Source organism: Bacillus sp. NPDC077027 (genome assembly GCF_050269555.1).
Taxonomy (GTDB): Bacteria; Bacillota; Bacilli; order Bacillales; family Bacillaceae; genus Bacillus.
The window spans coordinates 90,679-112,980 of record NZ_JBNNIO010000003.1 but is presented as its reverse complement, the minus strand read 5'-3'; the positions used below and the strand labels follow the sequence as shown (position 1 = coordinate 112,980).

General features: G+C 36.5%; 18 protein-coding genes and 1 pseudogene. 11 read left to right on the top strand and 8 right to left on the bottom strand.

What is annotated here, in order from left to right; genetic code table 11:
- The first annotated feature begins 36 nt into the window (after positions 1 to 36).
- Both ACQKEZ_RS10985 and ACQKEZ_RS10980 read left to right on the top strand, forming a co-directional pair.
- On the top strand, positions 37 to 534 hold the full coding sequence (locus tag ACQKEZ_RS10985) for a cation:proton antiporter regulatory subunit (RefSeq protein WP_427300749.1): 498 nt from the start codon (positions 37 to 39) through the stop codon (positions 532 to 534).
- A 7-nt stretch (positions 535 to 541) separates the two neighbouring features.
- A complete protein-coding gene (locus ACQKEZ_RS10980; RefSeq protein WP_427300748.1) occupies positions 542 to 1,768 on the top strand; it encodes a cation:proton antiporter in 1,227 nt (408 codons plus the stop codon).
- 44 nt (positions 1,769 to 1,812) lie between these two features.
- Here the strand turns inward: ACQKEZ_RS10980 and ACQKEZ_RS10975 are convergent.
- From ACQKEZ_RS10975 to ACQKEZ_RS10955, 5 genes and pseudogenes are all read right to left on the bottom strand, one after another.
- Positions 1,813 to 2,066: pseudogene (locus tag ACQKEZ_RS10975) on the bottom strand (ornithine monooxygenase); the annotation flags it as partial.
- A 71-nt stretch (positions 2,067 to 2,137) separates the two neighbouring features.
- Positions 2,138 to 3,634: a coproporphyrinogen III oxidase gene (locus ACQKEZ_RS10970; RefSeq protein ID WP_427300746.1), complete on the bottom strand. Its 1,497-nt coding sequence runs from the start codon at positions 3,632 to 3,634 to the stop codon at positions 2,138 to 2,140.
- A 116-nt stretch (positions 3,635 to 3,750) separates the two neighbouring features.
- Positions 3,751 to 4,617 carry a Cof-type HAD-IIB family hydrolase gene (locus ACQKEZ_RS10965; protein WP_427300744.1) on the bottom strand — a complete coding sequence of 289 codons (867 nt, stop codon included), beginning with the start codon at positions 4,615 to 4,617 and terminating at the stop codon, positions 3,751 to 3,753.
- Between the two features lie 664 nt (positions 4,618 to 5,281).
- On the bottom strand, positions 5,282 to 5,638 hold the full coding sequence (locus ACQKEZ_RS10960; protein WP_427300743.1) for a YlbF family regulator: 357 nt from the start codon (positions 5,636 to 5,638) through the stop codon (positions 5,282 to 5,284).
- Between the two features lie 123 nt (positions 5,639 to 5,761).
- A complete protein-coding gene (locus ACQKEZ_RS10955; RefSeq protein WP_427300741.1) occupies positions 5,762 to 6,895 on the bottom strand; it encodes a DUF445 domain-containing protein in 1,134 nt (377 codons plus the stop codon).
- Positions 6,896 to 7,115: 220 nt separating this feature from the next.
- Here ACQKEZ_RS10955 and ACQKEZ_RS10950 point away from each other — a divergent pair, with 220 nt between their 5' ends.
- From ACQKEZ_RS10950 to ACQKEZ_RS10920, 7 genes are all read left to right on the top strand, one after another.
- On the top strand, positions 7,116 to 8,234 hold the full coding sequence (locus ACQKEZ_RS10950; protein WP_427300739.1) for a YheC/YheD family protein: 1,119 nt from the start codon (positions 7,116 to 7,118) through the stop codon (positions 8,232 to 8,234).
- Entirely contained in the window at positions 8,191 to 9,564 is a 1,374-nt protein-coding gene (locus ACQKEZ_RS10945; protein ID WP_427300737.1) for a YheC/YheD family protein, read from the top strand. The genes ACQKEZ_RS10950 and ACQKEZ_RS10945 overlap by 44 nt, the downstream gene beginning before the upstream one ends.
- 152 nt (positions 9,565 to 9,716) lie before the next feature.
- The gene (locus tag ACQKEZ_RS10940) at positions 9,717 to 9,926 is read left to right on the top strand and encodes a YheE family protein (protein WP_427300735.1); all 210 of its coding nucleotides are present in this window, start codon (positions 9,717 to 9,719) and stop codon (positions 9,924 to 9,926) included.
- Between the two features lie 20 nt (positions 9,927 to 9,946).
- A complete protein-coding gene (locus ACQKEZ_RS10935; RefSeq protein WP_427300733.1) occupies positions 9,947 to 10,819 on the top strand; it encodes a helix-turn-helix domain-containing protein in 873 nt (290 codons plus the stop codon).
- Between the two features lie 169 nt (positions 10,820 to 10,988).
- The gene (locus tag ACQKEZ_RS10930) at positions 10,989 to 12,095 is read left to right on the top strand and encodes an ABC transporter ATP-binding protein (RefSeq protein ID WP_427300731.1); all 1,107 of its coding nucleotides are present in this window, start codon (positions 10,989 to 10,991) and stop codon (positions 12,093 to 12,095) included.
- 226 nt (positions 12,096 to 12,321) lie between these two features.
- Positions 12,322 to 12,525, top strand: coding sequence for a small, acid-soluble spore protein, alpha/beta type (locus ACQKEZ_RS10925; RefSeq protein ID WP_427300729.1), 204 nt, complete (start codon positions 12,322 to 12,324; stop codon positions 12,523 to 12,525).
- Between the two features lie 286 nt (positions 12,526 to 12,811).
- Complete coding sequence (locus tag ACQKEZ_RS10920; protein WP_427300727.1) at positions 12,812 to 13,429, top strand: NAD(P)-dependent oxidoreductase; 618 nt, start codon at positions 12,812 to 12,814, stop codon at positions 13,427 to 13,429.
- A 67-nt stretch (positions 13,430 to 13,496) separates the two neighbouring features.
- Here ACQKEZ_RS10920 and ACQKEZ_RS10915 read toward each other — a convergent pair whose 3' ends face one another.
- Both ACQKEZ_RS10915 and ACQKEZ_RS10910 read right to left on the bottom strand, forming a co-directional pair.
- Positions 13,497 to 15,512 carry an ABC transporter ATP-binding protein gene (locus ACQKEZ_RS10915; RefSeq protein ID WP_427300726.1) on the bottom strand — a complete coding sequence of 672 codons (2,016 nt, stop codon included), beginning with the start codon at positions 15,510 to 15,512 and terminating at the stop codon, positions 13,497 to 13,499.
- Positions 15,509 to 17,266, bottom strand: a complete 1,758-nt coding sequence (locus tag ACQKEZ_RS10910) for an ABC transporter ATP-binding protein (RefSeq protein WP_427300724.1) — start codon at positions 17,264 to 17,266, stop codon at positions 15,509 to 15,511. The genes ACQKEZ_RS10915 and ACQKEZ_RS10910 overlap by 4 nt, the downstream gene beginning before the upstream one ends.
- Positions 17,267 to 17,855: 589 nt before the next feature.
- Here ACQKEZ_RS10910 and ACQKEZ_RS10905 point away from each other — a divergent pair.
- Both ACQKEZ_RS10905 and ACQKEZ_RS10900 read left to right on the top strand, forming a co-directional pair.
- Positions 17,856 to 18,203 carry a universal stress protein gene (locus ACQKEZ_RS10905; protein WP_427300722.1) on the top strand — a complete coding sequence of 116 codons (348 nt, stop codon included), beginning with the start codon at positions 17,856 to 17,858 and terminating at the stop codon, positions 18,201 to 18,203.
- A gap of 1,070 nt (positions 18,204 to 19,273) precedes the next feature.
- Positions 19,274 to 20,689 carry a type I restriction enzyme HsdR N-terminal domain-containing protein gene (locus tag ACQKEZ_RS10900; RefSeq protein WP_427300720.1) on the top strand — a complete coding sequence of 472 codons (1,416 nt, stop codon included), beginning with the start codon at positions 19,274 to 19,276 and terminating at the stop codon, positions 20,687 to 20,689.
- 271 nt (positions 20,690 to 20,960) lie between these two features.
- On the opposite strand, the gene ACQKEZ_RS10895 is transcribed toward ACQKEZ_RS10900, so the two are convergent.
- Positions 20,961 to 22,154 carry a protein kinase domain-containing protein gene (locus ACQKEZ_RS10895; RefSeq protein WP_427300718.1) on the bottom strand — a complete coding sequence of 398 codons (1,194 nt, stop codon included), beginning with the start codon at positions 22,152 to 22,154 and terminating at the stop codon, positions 20,961 to 20,963.
- Between the last annotated feature and the right edge of the window lie 148 nt (positions 22,155 to 22,302).

Genomic DNA, 22,302 nt, shown 5'->3' with positions numbered 1-22,302 from the left:
GAATGACGCTAAATCTATATTCTTCGGAGGGATAAAATGAATATTAAAGAAAATGATTTACCAGGGATCGGAAAGAAATTTGAAATTGAAACGAGAAACAAAGAAAAGATGACGATCGTTATTCACGATGATGGCAGAAGAGAAATTTATCGTTTTGACGATGATGATCCGGAAGAAGTGTTGTCTACGATTTCACTCGATGATTCTGAGTCTCGTCAAATTGCTGCTATTATAGGTGGAATGGTTTACAAGCCTCAAGCATTAGAAAGCATTGAAATGGCATTCAATGACCTTGTCATTAAATGGTTTAAAGTCGAAAAAGAAGCAAAGGCTGTTGGTCATACTCTTGGTGATTTAGATGTCAGACAAAACTATGAAGTAACAGTCATTGCGATTATTAAACATACAAATGAAAAATTGCTAAACCCTGGTGCCGACTCCATCATCCAAGCAAATGATACGATGGTTATTTCAGGCGAAAGAAAACACTTGAAACGGTTAATTCGTGATTTTCTTTCTAGAGGGGGAGAGTGATTAGAGAATGGATCATTTAGTCTTAGAGGTTGGCACTGCGCTTATTCTGATTGCCATTGCCAGCTTAATCGCCAATAAAATTAAATTCTCGATCATTCCGTTTCTCATTGTTCTCGGAATGATCGTTGGTCCTCACGCTCCCACCATCGGTATGATTGATTTGAAATTTATTGAAAGTACAGAGATCATTTCTTTCTTTGGCAGAATGGGTGTGCTCTTCCTTCTTTTCTATCTTGGACTTGAATTTTCTGTTGGTAAATTAATAAAATCAGGCAGGTCGATCGCTGTCGGTGGATCCATCTATATTTTGATCAACTTTAGTTTAGGTCTTCTGTATGGATTTATCACAGGCTTTGGTTTCCTCGAGATACTTATCATGGCGGGTGTCATCACCATTTCTTCAAGCGCAATCGTTGCAAAAGTGCTTGTGGATTTAAAACGTACAGCCAATCCTGAAACTGAATTAATCCTTGGGATTATTATGTTCGAGGATATTTTCCTCGCTGTTTATTTATCCGTTGTGTCAGGACTTGTACTTGGAGACGCGACGTCTGTCGGCGGGGCGTTACTGTCTATTCTGATTGCGTTTGGTTACATGATGCTCTTCTTCATCATTGCAAGAAAGCTGCCAAAATTATTAAATAAAATTTTCGATATTCGATCAAATGAGGTTTTCATTATCGTGATTTTCGCAGCGTTATTCTTTGTGGCTGGATTTTCAGAAACGATCCATGTAGCTGAAGCCATCGGTGCACTTTTGCTTGGTCTTGTTTTCTCTGAAACCGAGCACTCAGATCGAATTGAACACCTTGTTGTACCATTTAGAGATTTCTTCGGTGCAATGTTCTTCTTCAGCTTTGGACTGAGCATCGACCCGTTCACGTTAGGCGATGCTTTCTGGCTAGCCATTGGTGCTGTAGTGCTTACCTTAGTCGGAAACTTCACAGCCGGAATGTTTGCTGGCAGAAGAGCCGGTTTTTCTCATAAAGCTTCCTCAAATATTGGACTAACAATCGTCTCGAGAGGTGAGTTTTCAATCATTGTCGCAGAGTTAGGAATTGCAGGTGGACTTGCTGCAACATTAAAGCCATTTGCCGCTTTATATGTACTCATATTAGCCATTTTAGGACCGTTCGTCACAAAAGAATCGAAGAGCATCTACAATGTGTTGAACAAAATATTCAAATGGAAACCAGACGTAAAACCAAAAGCCAAAAAGGAAAGCACAAGCTAATTATAAAAAAGGGGCCCATATTCGCAGGGTCCCTTTTATTTTCTTTAGAAAAATTGCTGAAACGCTGTTTGTTTTTTCTATAGGTGCTTTTAATGATCCAAGAATTATTTGATTTTGGTAAGACGATAATTTTAAATTCGTAGCACCTGTTCCATGTGCATGATCAAGGTTTGTTAAAGTAAAAAATGGTGCTCATGTTGATCTTTAAAAACACGTCTGAAATCATTTGTTACTTTGAAATATTGTTCGCTCTCTCCCACTCAATGAATGATTCATAGTGCTTAAACCATGAAGGTATTTGGTTGAAATGCTTTATGACACCTGCTAGACCCCTTTTGCCAATAAAAAAACACTGCGTCATCGCAGTGTTTACACTTTAGATACATATAATGATTCGAGGAAACTAATTTTCTCTTCTGTGTAATGCTTGAAACGTTCATTATATGATTTTGGGTCCTTCGGATTGGCATATTGTGTGATTTTCCCCGATTGAGGATCAATAAATTTACTTGCTGCTCCGCACCCAAGTCCAATAATCGTCTGCACTTCTTCCATAATCATGATATTGTACAGGCTTTCCTTTCCTTCTAGAGAATACCCGACATTTTCTAAGTTACCGAGAATGTTTTTCTGTCTATATAAATAGTAAGGATAATATTGATGTTCTTTTGTCCAATGAACCGCCTCATCCATCATACGCGTGATTTCATCTCGATTCGCAACCTGGTACTTGTCCTTATTTCTCGTCATCTCAGATGCTCTTTTAAATGACAGTGTGTGTACAGTTAAGGACTCTGGGTTCAGCTCCTCCGTTTTATTCAAAGAATGCTGAAATTCCTTTAACCCTTCACCTGGTAATCCAATGATTAAATCCATGTTGATGTTGTGCATGCCATATTGTCTTGATAAATGGTATTTCTCAATGGTTTCTTCCACTGAATGATGCCGCCCGATCGCTTTTAACGTCTCATTTTCATAAGATTGTGGGTTAATACTAATTCGGTCAATATTGTAGCGATTCAGCACCTCTAATTTTTTCGGGGTAATTGTATCTGGTCTTCCCGCTTCGACTGTGATTTCACGAATGTTTTTAACATCTGGAAAAGAACGATATAATTCTTCATATAATAAGTCCATCTCTTCCGCCGTAATACTCGTTGGAGTCCCTCCACCGAAATAAACAGTCGTCACCTTAATCCCATGTTCTTTTAGCCACGAACCGATGTGCTGCATCTCATAATGCAACCCCCACAAAAAAGTACCTACTCGGCCAGCCTGTCCCTGTATCGCATAGGCTGGAAATGTACAGTATGCACACTTGGTAGGGCAAAATGGGATGCCGATGTAAATGCTGACTTCTTTCTGAAGATCATACAGATCAGGTATGGCATTTAATTGACGATCCACAATCTCCTGCATCAACTCAATTTTCTCATCATGAATTAAATAATCACGTTTTAATTCTGTATGCGCCTCTTCTTTGCTCATACCTTCTCTTAGCTTTTTATGAAGCAGCTTCGTTGGACGTATCCCTGTGAGAATCCCCCACTTCTGAATCATCCCAGAATGATCTTGAAGAAGATTTAAATACACATATGACACAATATGTTTCGTTTGTTTCAATCGTTCTTTTTCATTAAGAACGGCAGGAATTTCCTTTGAGAAATGACTTTTGATCTCAGAATGAGGAATATGTCCAGAAGCTTCGACAACTCCCCCAATATCCTTCCAGTTTAAATGAATGACGATATCTGCTTCAGATGATGTATCAAACACAACCTCACTGTCCTCATAAAACAGGTTGGCAATATTGACAAGCGGTCGATGAAATCGATCATCTGAAAGCCCTTCTATTAAAATTCGCATATAAACTCACCTTTATCTTCAAACTTGTTTCATTTTACAAAATTCATACATGAAAAGCAATGAAGCACATAGACAAAGACCCTGACAACCAAGAGATTGCAAGGGTCTTTATCCATCTATCTTTTGATGTCAAATTGGTGCAGAAACCCTTCTCGCTGCTGCATTCTGAAATACTCTTTGATCATGTATGCAACGCCTAACTCATCATTTGATCTTGTCACCCAATCGGCTTTTTGTTTTACTTCGTTAGGTGCATTACCCATGGCAACACCTAGACCAGCTAGTTCAAGCATAGGGATGTCATCTATTCCATGTCCGATAACGACCGTATCCTCCAATGTTAAACCTAACTCTGCCGCTAAAAAAGATAGCCCTGCTTCCTTTGAAACACCTTTACTAACGATATTCATCTTTTCGTTATTAATTTTTATCAGTTCTATTGTAGGAAAAGCCTGTTTAATGGTTTGATAAATGTCAGATTGAAGTTCTGCGGAAGAATAAACTTCAATCACCGGTGTACTAATTGGTTCATCCATCAGCATATCACTTAGTGATTCCACAAATTGAACAGGATAAAAAATCGGGTCAGATGGATGAATAAGTGTTTTTCCTACTAATTGTGATTCTGTTTTCTTACGATTGCCTATTGAAAATTTCTCGTGTAGCAATCGCACATTACAATCATAGCTTTCAAGAATTTGAACGATATTAAATGTTTTCTCTTCGGTGAGTTTCTTTACATAAAAAGGCTTGTCGAGTTTATCCGCAATAAATGCACCACTATGGGTCACAAGCGTTGAAGAAGAAATTTTTAATGCCTTTGCAATTTTTTGTGCTGATCGAAAATGTCGATTTGTCACGATGGTGACATACACACCTTTTTTCTTTACATATTCTATAGCTTCCTTTGTAGCTGTATGAATTTTCCCGTTGGAACGAAGCAACGTTCCATCTATATTGAGTGCAAGTAATCGTTTTGACACTGAGGCATCTCCCTTCTTGATGACTGTACTTAAGATGAGGATATGCCCTTTCTCCATCCTTTAGAACATGCAGTTCAAGCTCTAAATGTAAAAAAGAAATCAAATAAAAAAAGCCTACCCCAAGGCTTTTTTCTCTTATGTATTCTTTGGATGCGCATCAATGGAGTGTCTTGTTCCCTTTTTTCCCCTTAAACTTAAGTATCATGAAACTTAAGTTTATCAAAGCACTACTTTATCAAGATCCCCTTATGCTTTGTTTTTCTCCCAGAAACGCTTCTCTCCTGTTCGGCTCCAAAAGCCGTAACCCCCACCTTGAACGCACCCAACATTACATCGTAAGCACTTATTGAAAGCACTTTCAATAAATATTATCGCAGAATTTCTCATCTCCGACAAGTCTTTTTCTTATGATTTTTTTGTTGATTAGTCAAGAAAAAAAGGACGAGTGATCTCGCCCTTTCAGCGTGCAGACAAACCCTCGCATTCGTTGTCAGGTCTGCGCGCTTGTGCTCACGAATCTCACATTCGCTCCGCTCCAGTGCTCGTCCTTCCTAGACTTCAAGGGTTTTCAGGTCACGCTGAAAAGAAGACAAAGGGCTAAAATAAACATCATTTTAGCCCTTTGTCGATAATCTGAAAGGACGAGTGATCTCGCCTTTTTGTTTTAGTTTTCTTCAATATTTCCATAAAGCTCTTCAAGAGGCTTCATGATGATTTTATTCATTTCGCCAATGAGGACACTCACACGTTGCTCAGCTTCCATTAGCTTAGAGATCTTTTCATGTTGTTGGACAAGTGCTACTGTTTTTTGTGCTTGTTCTATTTCTTCTTGTGTAATTTCCTGTCCAGTCATCTGTTTTTGTTGAAGATTCACTTGAACGTCTCTGAAGTTTTCAAACATTCGTTTGGATGATTCATCCGCATTAACCTCATCATAAAGATTTCTTAAAGTTGAATATTCTTCGCTATGACGTAGTGCTTTTTCAAGGTCATATGCGACATCATAAAGATTTACAGACATGTTATGTCTCCTTTCTATCCGTTCGTTATCACCGATATGATCGGCGGACACCACTCCACTATAACAAACTATGGCTACTGTTTCACATATATACAAAGAATAAATACAATTTTCCTTTGTTTTTTAAAACAAAGTGACGAAAATGGCTTGAATGGCTCCAATCATTCCGCCCAATAATCCACCTAAAAAAGTAATCATCTTTAATTCTTTGTTCGAGATGCTCACAACAAGCTCCTCCATTTTTTCTAGTGGAAAATGTTCTATTTGTTCCTTAATGATTTCTTCAAATTGAAGCTTCGCTAATAAACCATCTAATACATGCGCAAGAGCTTCAATTCCTTTATCAATCAATACCGGAGCATATTTGTTTTTTAAATCATCAGAAACAACCTTCACGTAATAACCCGCAGTTTGATCAAAGAATGGTTTAGTAGAAAAATGTACAAGAACCTCTCTTTTTAAACTGAACAACAGTTCCTTTGCATTCCACTTTTCATCAAGCTCGTGTAAGGAATACTTTTTTGCCTTGTCCCATTCATTCCTAAGTAAATCTGTTAGAAAATGCTTTGTTTCTTCATTTTTTAAAAATTTTATAAGTTCTGGATGTACGCGATCAATTAAACTCGAATTCCCAAGAAACATTTGAATCATACTGCCAAACATTCCTCGTTCTTTTAAGAAATCATCGATCATATTACCGAGACGCGTTTTCCCCTCTGCACTTTCAAAATACCCTATACCTCTCACCAAAATATAATCGGCAACATCAGGAATTTTATTTGTCAATTTTTCTTCTAATTCAACAGGTAGCAGCTCTGCTAATGTTTTATGGTCATATTTCATTAAAAAATGCTGTAACTTCTCGTCCGTCCATTGCTTCACCCATTTATCAGCTTTTGTTGCTCCATCGGTTACGCCGAATCTGTCCAATAAAGCTGTCACAGATAACTCCATTTCGGAGCCTTTATCGATATATCGGTGAGCTGACTTTAATAATTGTTCTCTCGCTTCTCTTGAGTCAAAACGTTTTATAATTCCTTCAGGTGTAAGCAAATGCTCCATTACCATAACGCCAACTTGTTTTGCTACTTCATTTCTTCTTTTTGGAATCAGCCCAGGTGTAAAGGGTAGTTGTTTTCCAAATAAATAGTATGGCTTGTACGGACGAAAAAGCATTTTTATTGCTAAGTGATTGGTTGCCGCTCCTATTACTGCACCAATCACAATCATAAAAATAAAAGTTGTGAGTATATCCAAAATTGTCATCTACCTTTCAATCAGTCGTCACTCTAAAATGTGCTTTTTCCTATTCGTATTATAGATGTTGTCAAAGGAGCAAGCAAATCGAAACAGATACACATGACATATGGCTAAGCTATCTGTCGTAATGATAAATGAGTACATGATTTATGTAAAATAGACAAAATGTCTTTTTGATGTGTTAAAACAAGTAATTTAAAGAAGGTGGTTTTACACCATGTCAACTTTAGGTTTTGTTTCCATTTCTCCTAAGCATGAAGAGGCTTTTGCAGTGAAACTCGCCAAAAGCGCAGCCTCTTTTGGCATAGAAGTTGTGCGTTTCACTCCTCTCGATCTTCAGCCAGGTTCAAATGTCATTCAAGGCCGGCAATATTCTGCTGAGAAAGGCGACTTTGAGCATGCAAAATTTTCAATCCCAAACCTTATTTATGACCGCTGTCTATATCAACAAAACTCTGTCTCTAAAAAAGCAAAACCAATAATGGATTGGTTAAAAAAGTACCCAAAAACACAATTTTTAAGTCTTGGGTTTCCAGCAAATAAGTGGTTATTATATCAACACCTTCACACAAATGATTCTTTACGTCCTTATTTACCTACGTGTTCAATATTAAAAGATTCTGCCGTGATCGTCGCTTATTTAAAAGAATATTCGGCATGTATGCTTAAACCGCTCTCTCACGAACTAGGAACCAAGCCAATTTATATATACATGAATGATCAGCAAAAACTGACTACTTGCTTCTATCAAAAAAAACAAAAGCAGGAAATGACCTTCTCGAATCAATCTTTATTTGAGAGCTGGAGCAAAAAGTATTTGAACCGCTATATGATTCAATCTATAAACTCATCTCAAACAAATGATCTTTTGTCTGTTGAAATTCGTATTTTTCTTATGAAAAATAAGCAAAATCAATGGGACATCATCGGAAAATGCATAAAAAAAGAGAATCAAATGAACTTTTTAATGATTTCACAGATAACTGAACATATGCTAGGCTTTGATGACTACTTAAAATCGTTAAAACCTGAATTGAAGCAACTTCTTCTCGATGATATTTCAACCATCTGTTCCGCATTTTTAGACTTATTCAATACTCAATTTCCACTGCTCTTTGAGGTCGCCTTAGACATTTGCCACACAAACGAAGGGCAGCTCTACATTTCAAATGTGATATCAAAGCCAGGACGTTCCTCACTTTTAGAAGCCTTTCCAGAGAAAGAAAATGATATTGTGAACGCAATCCTGCATCGTTGTCTCAACACTATAAATGAAAACAAGGTGGTTCAACATGATCAAAAGGCGATACTCGATCGGCATTCATCAAAAAAGTGAACAAACAATTCACCTACCCGTCGGCTTTAAAAAACAAATAGCAGAAGTATGTTATGTAGCTTTAGGCTCTCGAACTGCGAAATGCAACACTTTTTTAGATGATCAGTTACGTCATTCAATTCTTTTATCTAAAGATTTATATCTTCAACTTCTCATCCCTCATCAAACAAAAGTAGATGTGTTTATTCATGATGAGACTCTTTATTTTGGTCCGCTCATTGGCATTTTTTCAGCAGGGTTTCATGCATCTACTGATCCATTAGGAAAACGAACTGACTTTTTTAACAATCTTCTAGCGGAATGCCAAAAGCATTTTGGCTTTACTTATATATTTGGTTCTCATTCAATTGATTGGGAATTAGGGGTCGTCGAAGGATTGTTTTTACAAGATCAGCAGTGGACTTATAAGGAAGTGCCACTCCCCACCGTTGTATATGACAGACTTCCAAGTCGAAAAACCGAACAATCTGCACGAGTGCAGGAAACAAAGCGGCGTCTGATGTTCGATTATGATATCCCATGGTTCAATCCTGATTTCTTTAATAAATGGAATATTCATGAACAACTATTAACAGATGAACGTACACTTCCATTTCTACCACATTCCTTTCAATTGCATTACTTAGATGCTCTTAGTAAAATCGGAGCTCTTCTTCACTTACATGATGTAATTTATTTAAAACCGATGAATGGAAGTTTTGGAAATGGCATTTACCAATTAAAAAAAGAGGATGTAGGCTTTTCTCTTGAAAGTGCTACAGAAAGCCGCTCTGCTATGTGCTCTCATTATCAATCAATTGAAGAATTTTTTACTGATTTTCAAAGAAACAACAACATTCATGAATATATAGCCCAGCAAGGAATTGAGTTGATACAACTCAATCATCGGTCATTAGATTTCCGTGTTCATACAAACAAAAATACCAAAGGTAAGTGGACCATCACAGCAGTGGCTGCAAAAGTTTCAGGTGATAACTGCATTACAACACATGTTTTATCCGGAGGGATTGTAAAAACATTAGCTGAAGTGTACACTGACCCTCAAAAACGTTTGGAAATATATCATAATCTAGCGAGTACGGCTCTATTACTCAGTCAAGTTATTGATGAAAAAGCATCTGGACTTATTGGAGAAATAGGCTTTGACCTTGGAATCGATCGCACAGGAGCGATTTGGATGTTTGAAGCCAATTCACGACCTGGAAGAGGCATTTTTGAACATGTTTCTTTAAAGAATGCCAAATGGCTCTCCACTAAAAGAACAGTCGAATATGCTGCATTCTTATCGAAAGAAGCCATTTTAACGTTAGATAATTTAAATTTAAAATAGGTGACTTCTTCACATTTTTTCACTTTAAACCATTTATGTCCTACTATGCTCTTTCATCAAGATAAGATACAATAAGACCAAGTCAACATTTGCTCTCAAACTTTAGATTTTCTTTATTGTTTAATGAATAAAATCAAGGAGGCAGTGACTGCATGATTACTCATTTCCAATGGAAACCGCTTTTTAAGAAAGCTCAATTGCCGGGTTGGAGAATTTCATTTTTTCATAATGGTGCTCACTATGAGGGCGTCTACCACAAAACTGGTGATATTGAATGGGGATCGGTTCTCCCCCCTCATGATATAGAACCATCGCTTAAAGAAGAAATCCACGAATTAATGCTATTTCATGTCTATGATTAAATTGCCTAAGGAGTCCAATCATGCTAGAAAAGTTAAAACTTGTTTACGGTCAACACATCATTACAAAGCCTTCAAGTGATGAAAATATTCTCTGGTATCAAACAGATCAGGGTGAAGTATTTGGTGTTGATCCCTCACAACTAACACATAGAGAAACACTCCTTTTGAATTCATTTTTGAAGCCAATTGATCCATTCAATACGCTGGCAACTGATTGTGAAAAAAGTTGGTATAGCTACCTTTTTGAAGACAAATCGCTTCCGATCATTGATTCTGTTCAAGTACATTATTTTAAAATGGAGCATCAGCCTGAGCAAAGACAGCAAATTAAAGAGGCTGTGAACGGAGTATTTGAAGGTACACAGATTGTTTGGACAGGTGCAGAATCTGCCATGATGATTCAAACAAATGTTTCGTCAGATTATGGGCAGCAAGATATTTTATTAGAGCTTTCCCACGCTTTTACAAGTGACTTTTTAACAGACTCTATCTTTTTCCAAGGTCAATTACATGTCCCGAATGATCATTTAAGAACTCGTCTGCTAAAAGAAAATCAACTATTTTTGCGCCTAATAGAACGAGGAAAATTACGTTCAGGTGTCTCTTCCTTTTATCTCAGCCTCCCGTATCTTGCTTGTTACGATAGTCATGAACTCACAGAAGCAATTTCAGATGCGTTTAGAGAGGCGATTTCAGATCGGGATATTGTCAATACACTCAGCACATATATGCGCTGTAATTTAAATGCTTCTCAAGCAGCAAAAGCGTTATATGTTCATCGGAATAGCCTCCAATATCGAATTGACAAGTTTATTGAGCGAACAGGGATCGACATTCGACATTTTTCTGAGGCTTCTGCTGCTTATTTCATGATGAATCTTTTAAATGTGTAAAAATGAGCGAATCCCTTAACAGCAAACTATCACAAACAAAATCAAAAGCACCTTGCCTAAAAAACTTCAACAGATGTTGTGCATGTTGTCTATTTACATCGCCCTCTTAATTTTTATACACTTTACCTATAAATAAAGCGCTTTCACTTAAAGATTGGGAGGCAATACTATGGCAGAAATTATGCTCGACCACATTTATAAGGTGTACGACAATAAAGTAACGGCTGTTGATAATTTTAATCTGCACATCCATGATCAAGAGTTTATCGTATTTGTTGGTCCATCAGGTTGTGGGAAATCAACAACTCTTCGAATGATTGCAGGTTTGGAAGAAATTTCACAAGGTGATTTCCTTCTTGATGGCAAGCGTATGAATGATGTGGCGCCAAAGGATCGCGATATTGCAATGGTTTTCCAAAACTATGCCTTATATCCTCATATGAATGTATATGATAATATGGCATTTGGCTTAAAACTAAGAAAGTTTCCTAAAACTGAAATTGATGAGCGTGTTCGTAATGCTGCCAGAATTTTAGGATTGGAACAATATTTAGATCGTAAGCCAAAAGCTTTATCAGGCGGACAAAGACAGCGTGTCGCTCTTGGAAGGGCAATTGTACGCGATGCGAAAGTATTCCTTTTAGATGAACCGCTTTCTAACCTTGATGCTAAATTACGCGTACAGATGCGTGCTGAGATTTCTAAGCTACATCAGCGTCTAAAAACGACATTTATTTATGTGACACATGATCAGACCGAAGCAATGACGATGGCAACAAGACTTGTTGTGATGAAAGATGGCTTTATTCAGCAGGTCGGTGCTCCAAAAGACGTGTATGAAAATCCGGAAAATGTATTTGTTGGTGGATTTATTGGTTCACCTGCGATGAACTTCTTTACAGGTAAACTCTCCGATGGAACAATTGCCGTTGGTGAAACTCACATTCGTATTCCTGAAGGAAAGATGAAGATTTTACGAAGCAAAGGATATATTGGAAAGGAAGTGATTCTCGGCATACGCCCTGAAGACATTCATGATGAGCCTATTTTCATTAATACATCTGAAGGTACTAAAATTGAAGCTACAATCGAAGTTGCTGAGCTAATGGGTGCTGAGACGATGCTCTATTCCACTATTGCCGGCCAAACTTTTATTGCACGGGTTGATTCACGCACAGATATACAAGCAGGACAATCACTCCCACTTGCTATTGATATGAATAAAGCACATTTCTTTGATATTGAAACAGAAGAGCGCATTCGCTCCGCAGAATAATCGCAAAACATCACTCACATGAGTGATGTTTTTTTGTTGAAACAATAAAAGCTACACAACATTTACCATGTTCTTTTTTTGTATGTTTTTTTCATGAATCAACCATAATACTTAGTACAAAGCGGATACAGCATTGGGTTTCGCCAAGTGGCAATGATGCAACATCATTTGCTGGTGCGACTCCAGCAAACCCAACCATATCATATACAAAAAGGAGAATATTATCATGGCTAATTCTAGAAGTTCAAACCAATTAGTTGTTCCTGGTGCACAACAAGCAATCGATCAAATGAAATACGAAATCGCTTCTGAGTTCGGTGTCAACCTCGGACCTGAAACGACTTCTCGTGCTAACGGATCCGTTGGTGGAGAAATCACAAAACGTCTTGTATCTTATGCACAGCAAAATCTTGGCGGTACAAAAGCTTAATTTCATATGATGGATCATAGAAGGTACCTCTTAAGGTGCCTTCTTTTTCGTTTTCCGCCCACACTCATTTGACGCATTTTACATATCATGTGAATAAAAGGAGGCGGATCTTCGTGGACATTTTATCTGGTATGAGTTTTGAGCTTTTGCAATTTGTCGGGGTATCTTTATTATGTGAATATGGTCATAACATCCGATCCTTTCAGCTTTACAAGAAAAGCTTAATATAAAGTTGTACCATTTCGAGTTATTTTCACTTATAGTATGTAGTGGAGGGATCGAACTGATGAAAATAGCTCTTTTCGGTGGTCATGGACGTGTAGGACAAGCATTTCTTCGTTTTGTTAAATTAGATGAACGATATTTGGTTCGTTCACTCATTCGTACAAAACGTGAAGGAATGCTTGCGGGTTCGTTTCAAGTCACCGGTAATTCAAGAATGAAAGAGGATGTGCTCGCTACGATCAAAGGGGCTGATATTGTGGTTAGTTGCCTGTCAACTGATGGAGATGACACTTTATCTGTTTCTATGGAGCACATTGTACAAGCCATGCAGTCATCTGGCACGAAACGCATCATTACGATTGGGACAGCAGGAATTCTACAAGCGAGACAGTCGCCAGAGCGTTTCCGCTATGAGACCAATGAATCAAGGCGGAGCACTACCCGTGCCGCGAAGGAACATGCGAAAACCTATCAAATGCTGAAATCATCAGACCTTGATTGGACTATCATTTGTCCAACCTACTTGCCTGATGGAGAAGTTACTCGATCTTATCGTTATGAGAAAGATTTTCTCCCAATGGATGGGAAGCAGATTTCTGTTGGAGATACCGCTCATTTTTTATATCAGCAATTGAATTCAAAGGAGTTCCTACATCAACGAGTCGGCATTGCTTACTAATGACGCACTTATTATTTTACTCTTTATACAAAAAGCTTGCGGAGATGAATCCCGCAAGCCTTTCTACTTATCCTGTCATGGCTGTGCCTTTTTGCAGTTCATACATTTGGGCATATACGCCATCTGTTTTCATTAATTCTTCATGATCGCCCCGTTCAATGATTTCTCCTTTCTCAAGAACGAGAATTTGATCTGCCTTCTTAATCGTTGATAAACGGTGGGCGATGACAAATGTTGTTCTTCCTTCCTTCACGATGTCGAGCGCCCGCTGAATAATGGCTTCTGTTTCTGTATCAATATTGGCTGTTGCTTCATCAAGAATCAAAATCGCTGGATCATAAGCTAGGGCCCTTGCAAAAGAAATCAACTGACGCTCACCAGAAGATAACGTACTCCCCTTTTCCACAACTGGTTCATCAAAGCCCTCAGGTAAATGTTGAAGTAGCTCTGTTGCACCTACTTGTTTCAAAGAAGATTCAATCGTCTCACGACTAATCTCATCATTGCCTAAGCTGACATTAGATGCAATCGTTCCTGAAAATAAATAGGGATCTTGCAACACAATGCCCATTTGTTTGCGAAGTGTTTGACGCGATTGATGATAAATACTTTCTCCATCAATCATAATGTCTCCTTTATGAATGTCATAAAAGCGAAGAAGCAAATTCATAATCGAACTTTTCCCTGATCCTGTGTGACCAACAAGAGCGATTGTTTGCCCTTTTCTGGCTTCAAATGTGATGTTTTTCAGCACATCTTTTCCTTCACTATAAGCAAATGTCACATCTCGAAAGGCTACATCGCCTTTAATCTTTGTCTGCTTCGGTTCTTCTACTTCTATTCCTGGTTCGTCTAATAATTGAAAGACCCGCTCAGATGAAACCCTTGCAAGCTCCAATCTTGAAAACTGATTCACAATACCTGTAATTGGCTGGAATAGTCTGTTCAAGTAATCAACAAATGCATAAAGAACTCCGATTGATACGATACCTGTTGCACTTAGTGATGCACCCCCAAAATACCAAATGAGTGCGACATATGCTAAGTTACGTAGCAGGTTCACCAAGTTATGTGAGAGCAAAGAGTTCAAATGTAGCATTTTTCGTTGATATTTAAAATGTTCAGCATTCAGTTCCTCAAATTCTTGCTTTGTCTCCTTTTGATAACGGAATGCTTGAATGATCGTCATTCCCTGAATGGCTTCATTCAACTTCGCATTAATGTCACTGATAATTGAACGAATACGGTGATTATAAACGGATGCAAATTTCCGATAGGTAAACGACCAAATGAAAATAACCGGTACTGTGATCATGCAAATCAGTGCCAATTTTACATTCAGCAAAAACATGGCGATAAATATACCTATCATATATATAGCACTCGTCACAAAGTTAGCCAAAACGGTGACATATAAATCGCGAATCGTTTCCGTATCATTCGTTACCCTTGCGACGACATTTCCAGCTGGCAAGGTGTCAAAGTAACGAATCGGCAATCGTTGAATATGCTCAAATATGTCGACTCTCATCTTTTGAATAATCCGATTGGCCGTCCGTTGTAATAAATAATGCTGACCATACTGGAAGAAAATTGCGAATATGAGCAAGCCCAAATAGAGCAGCACCAGCTTGATTAAGCCTTCAATTTCTGGCTGATAGAAGGTGAAAATCTCATCTTTGGATAAACGCTCCACTTCATATGTTTTCTTATTGTTTCCATTTTTAATCGTTAATTGATCTCCATTGACTGTTCGGCTTCCATCAAAGCGTATTGGCTCATTTAAAAAATAATAGCCGAATCCAACCTGTACGATATTGACCTCTTTGCCAGTTTCAATGGTGTTATCAATACGATCTTCACGTAAATACTCATTTCCTTTAAAGGTGACTGAGCTTTTTGTTTTCTCATTTACTTGGAAGTACGGCTTTTCAACCCCTAGAATGTGATCATCAATCATTTTCTTCCCGATAAATGGTCCTGTCAGCTCTGCCCCAACCGCAGCAATGAGAAATAGTAGCGCAATCACCAAGATTTTTTTATATTGGAGTGCATAGGCAAGCAATCTTCGTCCTGTTGTCATGCCTCATCCCCTCCTTCCAGCTTATTTGTCAGCTGCTGGCGTTTAAATTGTTCCTTGTACCAGCCTTCTTCCTTCACAAGCTGTTGATGAGTCCCGCGCTGGACGATGCGTCCATGCTCCATCACGAGGATCAAATCAGCATGTTCAACTGCTGACAAACGATGTGTAGTGATAAACGTCGTCTTTCCTTGACGATTTTCTCGAAGGTTTTCTAAAATGGCTGTTTCTGTTTTTGCATCAACCGCTGATAGTGAATCATCCAGTATTAAAATGTCTGGATCGACTAAAAGAGCACGTGTAATTGAAATCCTCTGTTTTTGACCACCAGAGAGTGCGACTCCTTTTTCACCAACCATTGTTTCTAGTCCTTCAGGTAAAAGTGGTAAATCTTTTTCAAAATAAGCATCTTTTATCGCTTGCTTTAATTCATCATTTGAGGCATCAATATGTCCAAAGCGCATATTCTCTTCGACACTTTTAGAAAACAAAATATGATCCTGCGGCACATAACCAATCCAGCTAAATAGCTGATCCATGTCAACATCCTGAATTGGAATGCCAGATAGGAGAACATCACCTTTACCTGGTGGATATTGACGTAATAGCTGTTTAATTAATGTCGTCTTTCCGCTGCCTGTTTTGCCAGTGATGCCAATCGTTTGCCCTTGGCGAACCGTAAATGTGACATCAATGAGATTGTCTTTAGATGCACTCGGGTATCTAAACGTGAGGTGGTGAAATTCTATATCTCCTGGTCGATTGAGTTTTTTCGGCTTCTCTGCTTCTTTTACGTCAGGCTTATAGTTTAAAGTATGGTTTAAACGATCTAAAGACGCATTTCCTCGCTGCATGATATTAATCAGTTCACCAATGGCAAACATCGGCCAAATCATCATCCCAAGGTATACGTTGAAGGATACAAGCTCACCAAGAGTCAGCTCACTGCGAAAGACGAGATACGCCCCATAGCCAATCCCAATCAAGTAACTAACACCTACAAGCAACTTCACAGTCGGCTCAAATAATGAATCAATGACGGCAACACGCATATTTTTTTCAAATACATCTTCGGTCATCTCACGAAAGCGCTGGACATCCTTTTTTTCTTGCACGAATGAACGGATGACCCGAACGCCAGACACTGATTCCAAGACACGATCATTCATATCTCCAAAAGCATCTTGGGCCACAGTGAAGCGCTGGTGAATTTTACTCCCATAAAAGGCGATTAAAAGTGCCATCAGTGGCATTGGTAAGATCGCCATTAATGTTAATTCCCAACTGATTGTAAAGCCCATTGTAAAAAAGATCATGAGCATAAATGCAGTGGAGTCAACTAATGTCAGCACACCAAATCCCGTCGTTAGGGCAATCGCATTTAAGTCATTGGTTCCAAGCGCCATTAAATTACCCGTTTTTTTCTTTTCATAAAAGGTCGGTGTCATCTTAAGCAAATGACGCATGAGTTTTCCACGTAGCACTCGTTCCATCACATTGGCCCCGCCAAATAGCTGATACATCCAAAAATAAGTGAGTATATATACGATGACACCCAGTAAACAAAAGATGGAAATATAAAATGCAATGCTGGAAGTCGTAAACTGTCCTGAACGAATGTCATCAACCGCTTGACCGAGATATTTAGGCGGAAGCATTTCAAGTACGTTGACAATCAAAAGCAAGGAGATCGCAATGGTATATCTTCTCCACTCTTGTTTGAAAAACCAACCTAGTTTTGCAAATACTGAAAACATGTTTGTCTCTCCTTTAAAAGCTAGCCGCTTTCTGGTTTTTCCTTGCTGTCAGCTTTTTCTGTTTTTACTACTTTAGTCATTTTTCTTGCTTTTATCTTGTTCACATGCTTTCACTCCTGTTCTTTTTTTGATTGATGATGAACCTATCTTGCGTATGATTTTGACACCCTAAATGTGATCAACAAAAAAAGAGGCAGACCAGTTGACCTAGCATGCCTCTTTAATCAATATAAAAAAGGCGTATGTTGGCACAAGAACGCAACATACGCCTTAATCGATAAATTTAACCTGGAACAAAATCGTCCCGTTATACGATCGATAAAGGAGTAAATGTCACGTGAACAAACCATTGATTGCTGATCGGCATTCTTCGTGTGTTAAGCATGACATTTCCTCCTTTCGGCTCTTTCATCTTTTTTTATCTTATAGTAGCTTTCGATATTTTGTCAATAAAATTTTTCAATAAATGAAATTTTCTAACAAAATTAAGGCGATATTGATCCTATCTTTTACTTGTTATGATGTGTATAAAGAGTCCATATCGGGTATACGTTAATTGTAGTGACTCCTTTTGAAAGGAATGAGGATATTGTTTCATGCAGATCGGATGGTCGTTGCCTTTGATGGACATGAGGATAGTAAGAAAGCTTTAAAGAAAGCGGTTGCTCTAGCTAAAACCTTACAGGCCAAATTGACGGTTGTCTATGCACATGATGGCAAAACGCAAAGGCAGGTGTTTGATGCACCTCGTCCAATGACTGGTGGAGCGTATATTGGTGGCGGTATGGCAGACCTTCAAGTTCCTCCTGTTTATGTCCCTCATGATGAAAAGAATCCCATCATTTTTGAAGATCATACGGAGGAAGTGATCGCCGAGGCCCAGATGCTTCTTAATGAAGAACAGTTTGAAGGAACAATTGAGGTGGTTAGAGGATAGTCCATCCTATTATCTCTTGATTTTAAACATTAAGAAACTAGAGTAAATGGTTAACACATAAAGATCTCTTTCTCTTCTTTTTATATTGATACAGTTGGTGATTATGTTATAAAATAGAAATAGAAAATAAGCTAAAAGAAGAGATTATCAGTTGGGAGAAAAGTGATCAGCAATCAGGAGTTAGAGGAAATAATCATCGAAACCATTCTTCACATAAAATTCCAATTAATGAGGGGATTTTTATATTCTTAAAGATTTTAAACTTTTAATTGATATGTATTGTTTAAATTGTAACAAAACATCCACCTTTAAATCACAACCATCAGGTAGAGATGCACTTACAAATAAAAACCTTAATAAGTATGAGAGCATAGATGTCATTGCAACAATGAAATTTAATGATAAACATGAGGAAAAAGTAGAGTTTTTGATGAATAGGTTTTGAAATAGCACTCATTCATTTAAAGTTTACTTTGATTGCCAAAGGTACACTAAACATATGGTTTATGGAATCTTTCATATTAAGGAATATTTAACATTGAACAGTATCCATCAACAGCCTCTATTGACCAAGAGGATTTATAAAAGTACAGAACAATACTTGGCAGAGAAAAATATAAAGAGTTTAATACTGGTGTTGGTATAGGCTCATTTGTGTATTTAAGAAGGATTTTTGAAGGTTTAATTGAGGTATGTCATATAAAGGAAAAGAAGAGATACCAGACTGGGATGAAGAAAAATACAAGAAAGCAAGGATGGATAATAAAACTCAAATGCTTGAGGGGTTTTTTACCTACATACATTAGTTGAAAACAGGTTTCTCTATGGAATACTGAGTAAAGGTATTCATGAGCTAGAAGAAGATGTATGTTTGGAAATGTTCCCACTAGTTAAGAATACAATTGAAAATACTTGATGAAAAAATTTTTTAAATGGAAATAGAAAATAAGATAAAAGGAATTTCCAAAAAGTTGCAACCTCCCTCCCGATTACTACAACAATGAGGAAATTAAAGCAACCTTTGAGTATTAAGCTAATTAACTATTGTTTAAGATTCAGGGGGATTGAGTATGATTGAGGTTCAGCAAGATTTATTATTTATTAAAAAGATGTACAACAAGTTTAAAGATACAAATGAGGAAAACATTAAAATACATGTTGTTACTAACTTTTTGAAAATGTTAGGTTATGACTCTACAGAGTTTGATTATGAACAACAAAAATATTTTAAAGATGGAAGAGCTGATATAGCAGTAAAGGTCAACAATACCAAGAGTTTGTATATTGAGGTGAAATCCTCTCAAAGTAAATTAACAGATAAAGAACAATCACAATTAGCTGATTATCTTTTTAGTAACAGTTATGAATGGGGAATACTGACCAACGGGAGAGAGTACATATTATTTAATGTGAAAATAGAAAGTATCCCTAACTCAAACAGACCAGGCAATTTAGATCGGGTTATCTTTAATGTTGATATCTTTAACAAAAGACAGTCAAAATTCATTAAGTATTATAGTAAAGAGAACATCTTTGATAAAGAAATTACAAATTACTTTAAGTATATTTCCCAATTCAAGGCTTATAGGTTTCCTGATGGGGGAAGTAGCTGGAATGTTTACAAAAGTACATTGTATAACTTTTTCATTTATTACTCAGATAATTTAAAGAGGTACAGGGATTTAAATCAAATTAGATTAGAGGAATTTGAGGATTTTTTACTACATGAAAATGAACAGAGTAATAATAAAGAACAAGCAAAAAAAATAAGCTCAAGTGATACTTTTAATAATAAATATTCTCATATCAGGTCTTTTTTTCAGACATTAAAGATAAAGCTACATAGCTTCGATGAAAATAGAACTGAATTAGTAAAAAGGATGAATTTATTAGAAGAAAAAACAATTAAGGATGACATGCTAAATCAAAAAAATATCCAAATTATTCTTGATTATTTTGATAGCAGAAAAGAAGCTTTGAGAAATAAAGTGATTTTTCTTTTATGTATTTGTTTTGGATTTGAAAGGTCAACATTATACCAACTAAAAACAGATAATATTGTTAAAGGTAAAATAATAATTGACCAAAGAGAACTTGTGATTCCTCCAAAGTTAATCAGTCTTATAGAGGAACTATTAGAACAAAACAAAAATAATAAAGTTAAAGGTACATCTCTGCTTTACACCAAATACAACAATCAATTTAGACAGATGTCAGAGAGTACAATAAACTATGTATTTGACACTCTTAAAGGAATAGATACTGAAAATAAGAATTGGAAAATACTAAATCCTGCCTATATTAGAACACATCTTATTAAGAATCTTTTCACAATGGATTATTCAATTGAAGAAATAGTGTATATGACAGGAGCAGATTTAAATAGTTTGTCAGCTCTAATTGAATATGACCATATAATTAATAAAGTAAAGGCTAGAGGTAGAAAGGTGAATAAAGTTCATCCATACCATAGCTTTTTATATTAAGTCATCTCAGAAATTAAGATTAATTTAGTGGGGGCTTTTTAATGTGATTTATAACAAGGGAGAACAGTTACCAAGAAAGAACATATTGAGTTATCAATTAGAATACAAACAGGATAAAAAGATACAGAGGCATTATGTTTTAAAAGATGAGGAAGTACACAAGTACATTAGGCATCTTACTAATAAGCAACAGTTACAGTTGAAATAGGAATGGAAGTATGGGGGTAATCCATTAGAGGATTACCCTTTTTAAATAAAGAAAAGTACACACTTAGGGTGAAGTATATACTATCTTGTTAAAAGCTATTTGTAATTCTTCTACATTTTGATATCTTTCTTTATAGTCATCGGCAATACCTTTTTCAATGAATTTCTTAAATTCACTATTGTTATATGATTCTAATTTGATTTTCCCAGTCATGACAAAATACACAATTCTGGTCAGAGCAAATGTTTCATGTACAATATTGTATTTATTAAAACCAACATATTCTAGTTTTGGGTCATTAAAATATCCTTTTATTGCTGTACCTTTATTAGTTAATATACTGTCTTCCAATTTGACTAGTCCAAAATCAGAAACCTTTATTACATTTAACCCATCATATTTCTTAATCAGGATATTCTTTGTGCTTATATCTCTATGCAGAACCCCTTTACTATTAATGTAAATAAAGGCTCTCAATATCTGTTTAACTAAACTAACTCTTTCTGGTACTGTCATTGTTCCATTCCTTTTTAAGATATGGTCATCTAATGTTTCATCAGCATACTCCATAACATACTCATGCTTTTTATCATCAAAATTATATACCTCAATTACATAAGGGGAATTTAACTTTTTCATTTCTTCAAATTCTCTTTTAAACCTTTCAAGCTCACTTTCTGTTAAACCTTTTTTTGCCTTCTTTATAACAAAGTGCCTGTTGTAGTAATCATCCTTATATTTATGAACAGTAGCATAAGAACCAGTGCCAATTGATTTAGTAGGGAATGATACCTTTCTGTCCATTCTTGATATTGAAACCTCTGTATCAAAGACAAATATAGGCTGAGCATCAATTATATCTATTAATGGAAAATCATCTGGTATTTGGCTGCCTCTACTATCAACAAGGAATTTATCACATTGGTTTAAAATCTCCTTGTAATATGGAATCAAATCAAAATAATATTTAGTACCTTTAAGGTTTGATTGAGTAGATTGTAATTCCTCAACCAGGTACATTAATTCTCTACTTTGATGAGCATTATAGTGTTTGTTGTTTTTTGATTTACCATTTAGGAATTTAAACAGCCTATTTAAGTTGTAATGGTATGAGGAAAAAAATTCTTTGAATTCTGGAACACTTATATCTTCATAAAAATCAATATATCTGTTTACATTTTCATATGAGAATTTTGCAAAATGGTCATCTATTTTGTTGTTGATATATATTAAAAGATTTCCCATTATTGTAGGCATAATATTACTCCTTTAGTCATTTATAGAATTTTGATGATACTAGAATTATATCACATGCCTTAAAGGTTAAATTAGCTATTTAACCTTGTTAATCTGTCCAAAAACATCAGTATTAATTACTTTTTGTTCTCTGTGGAATGGTATTTAT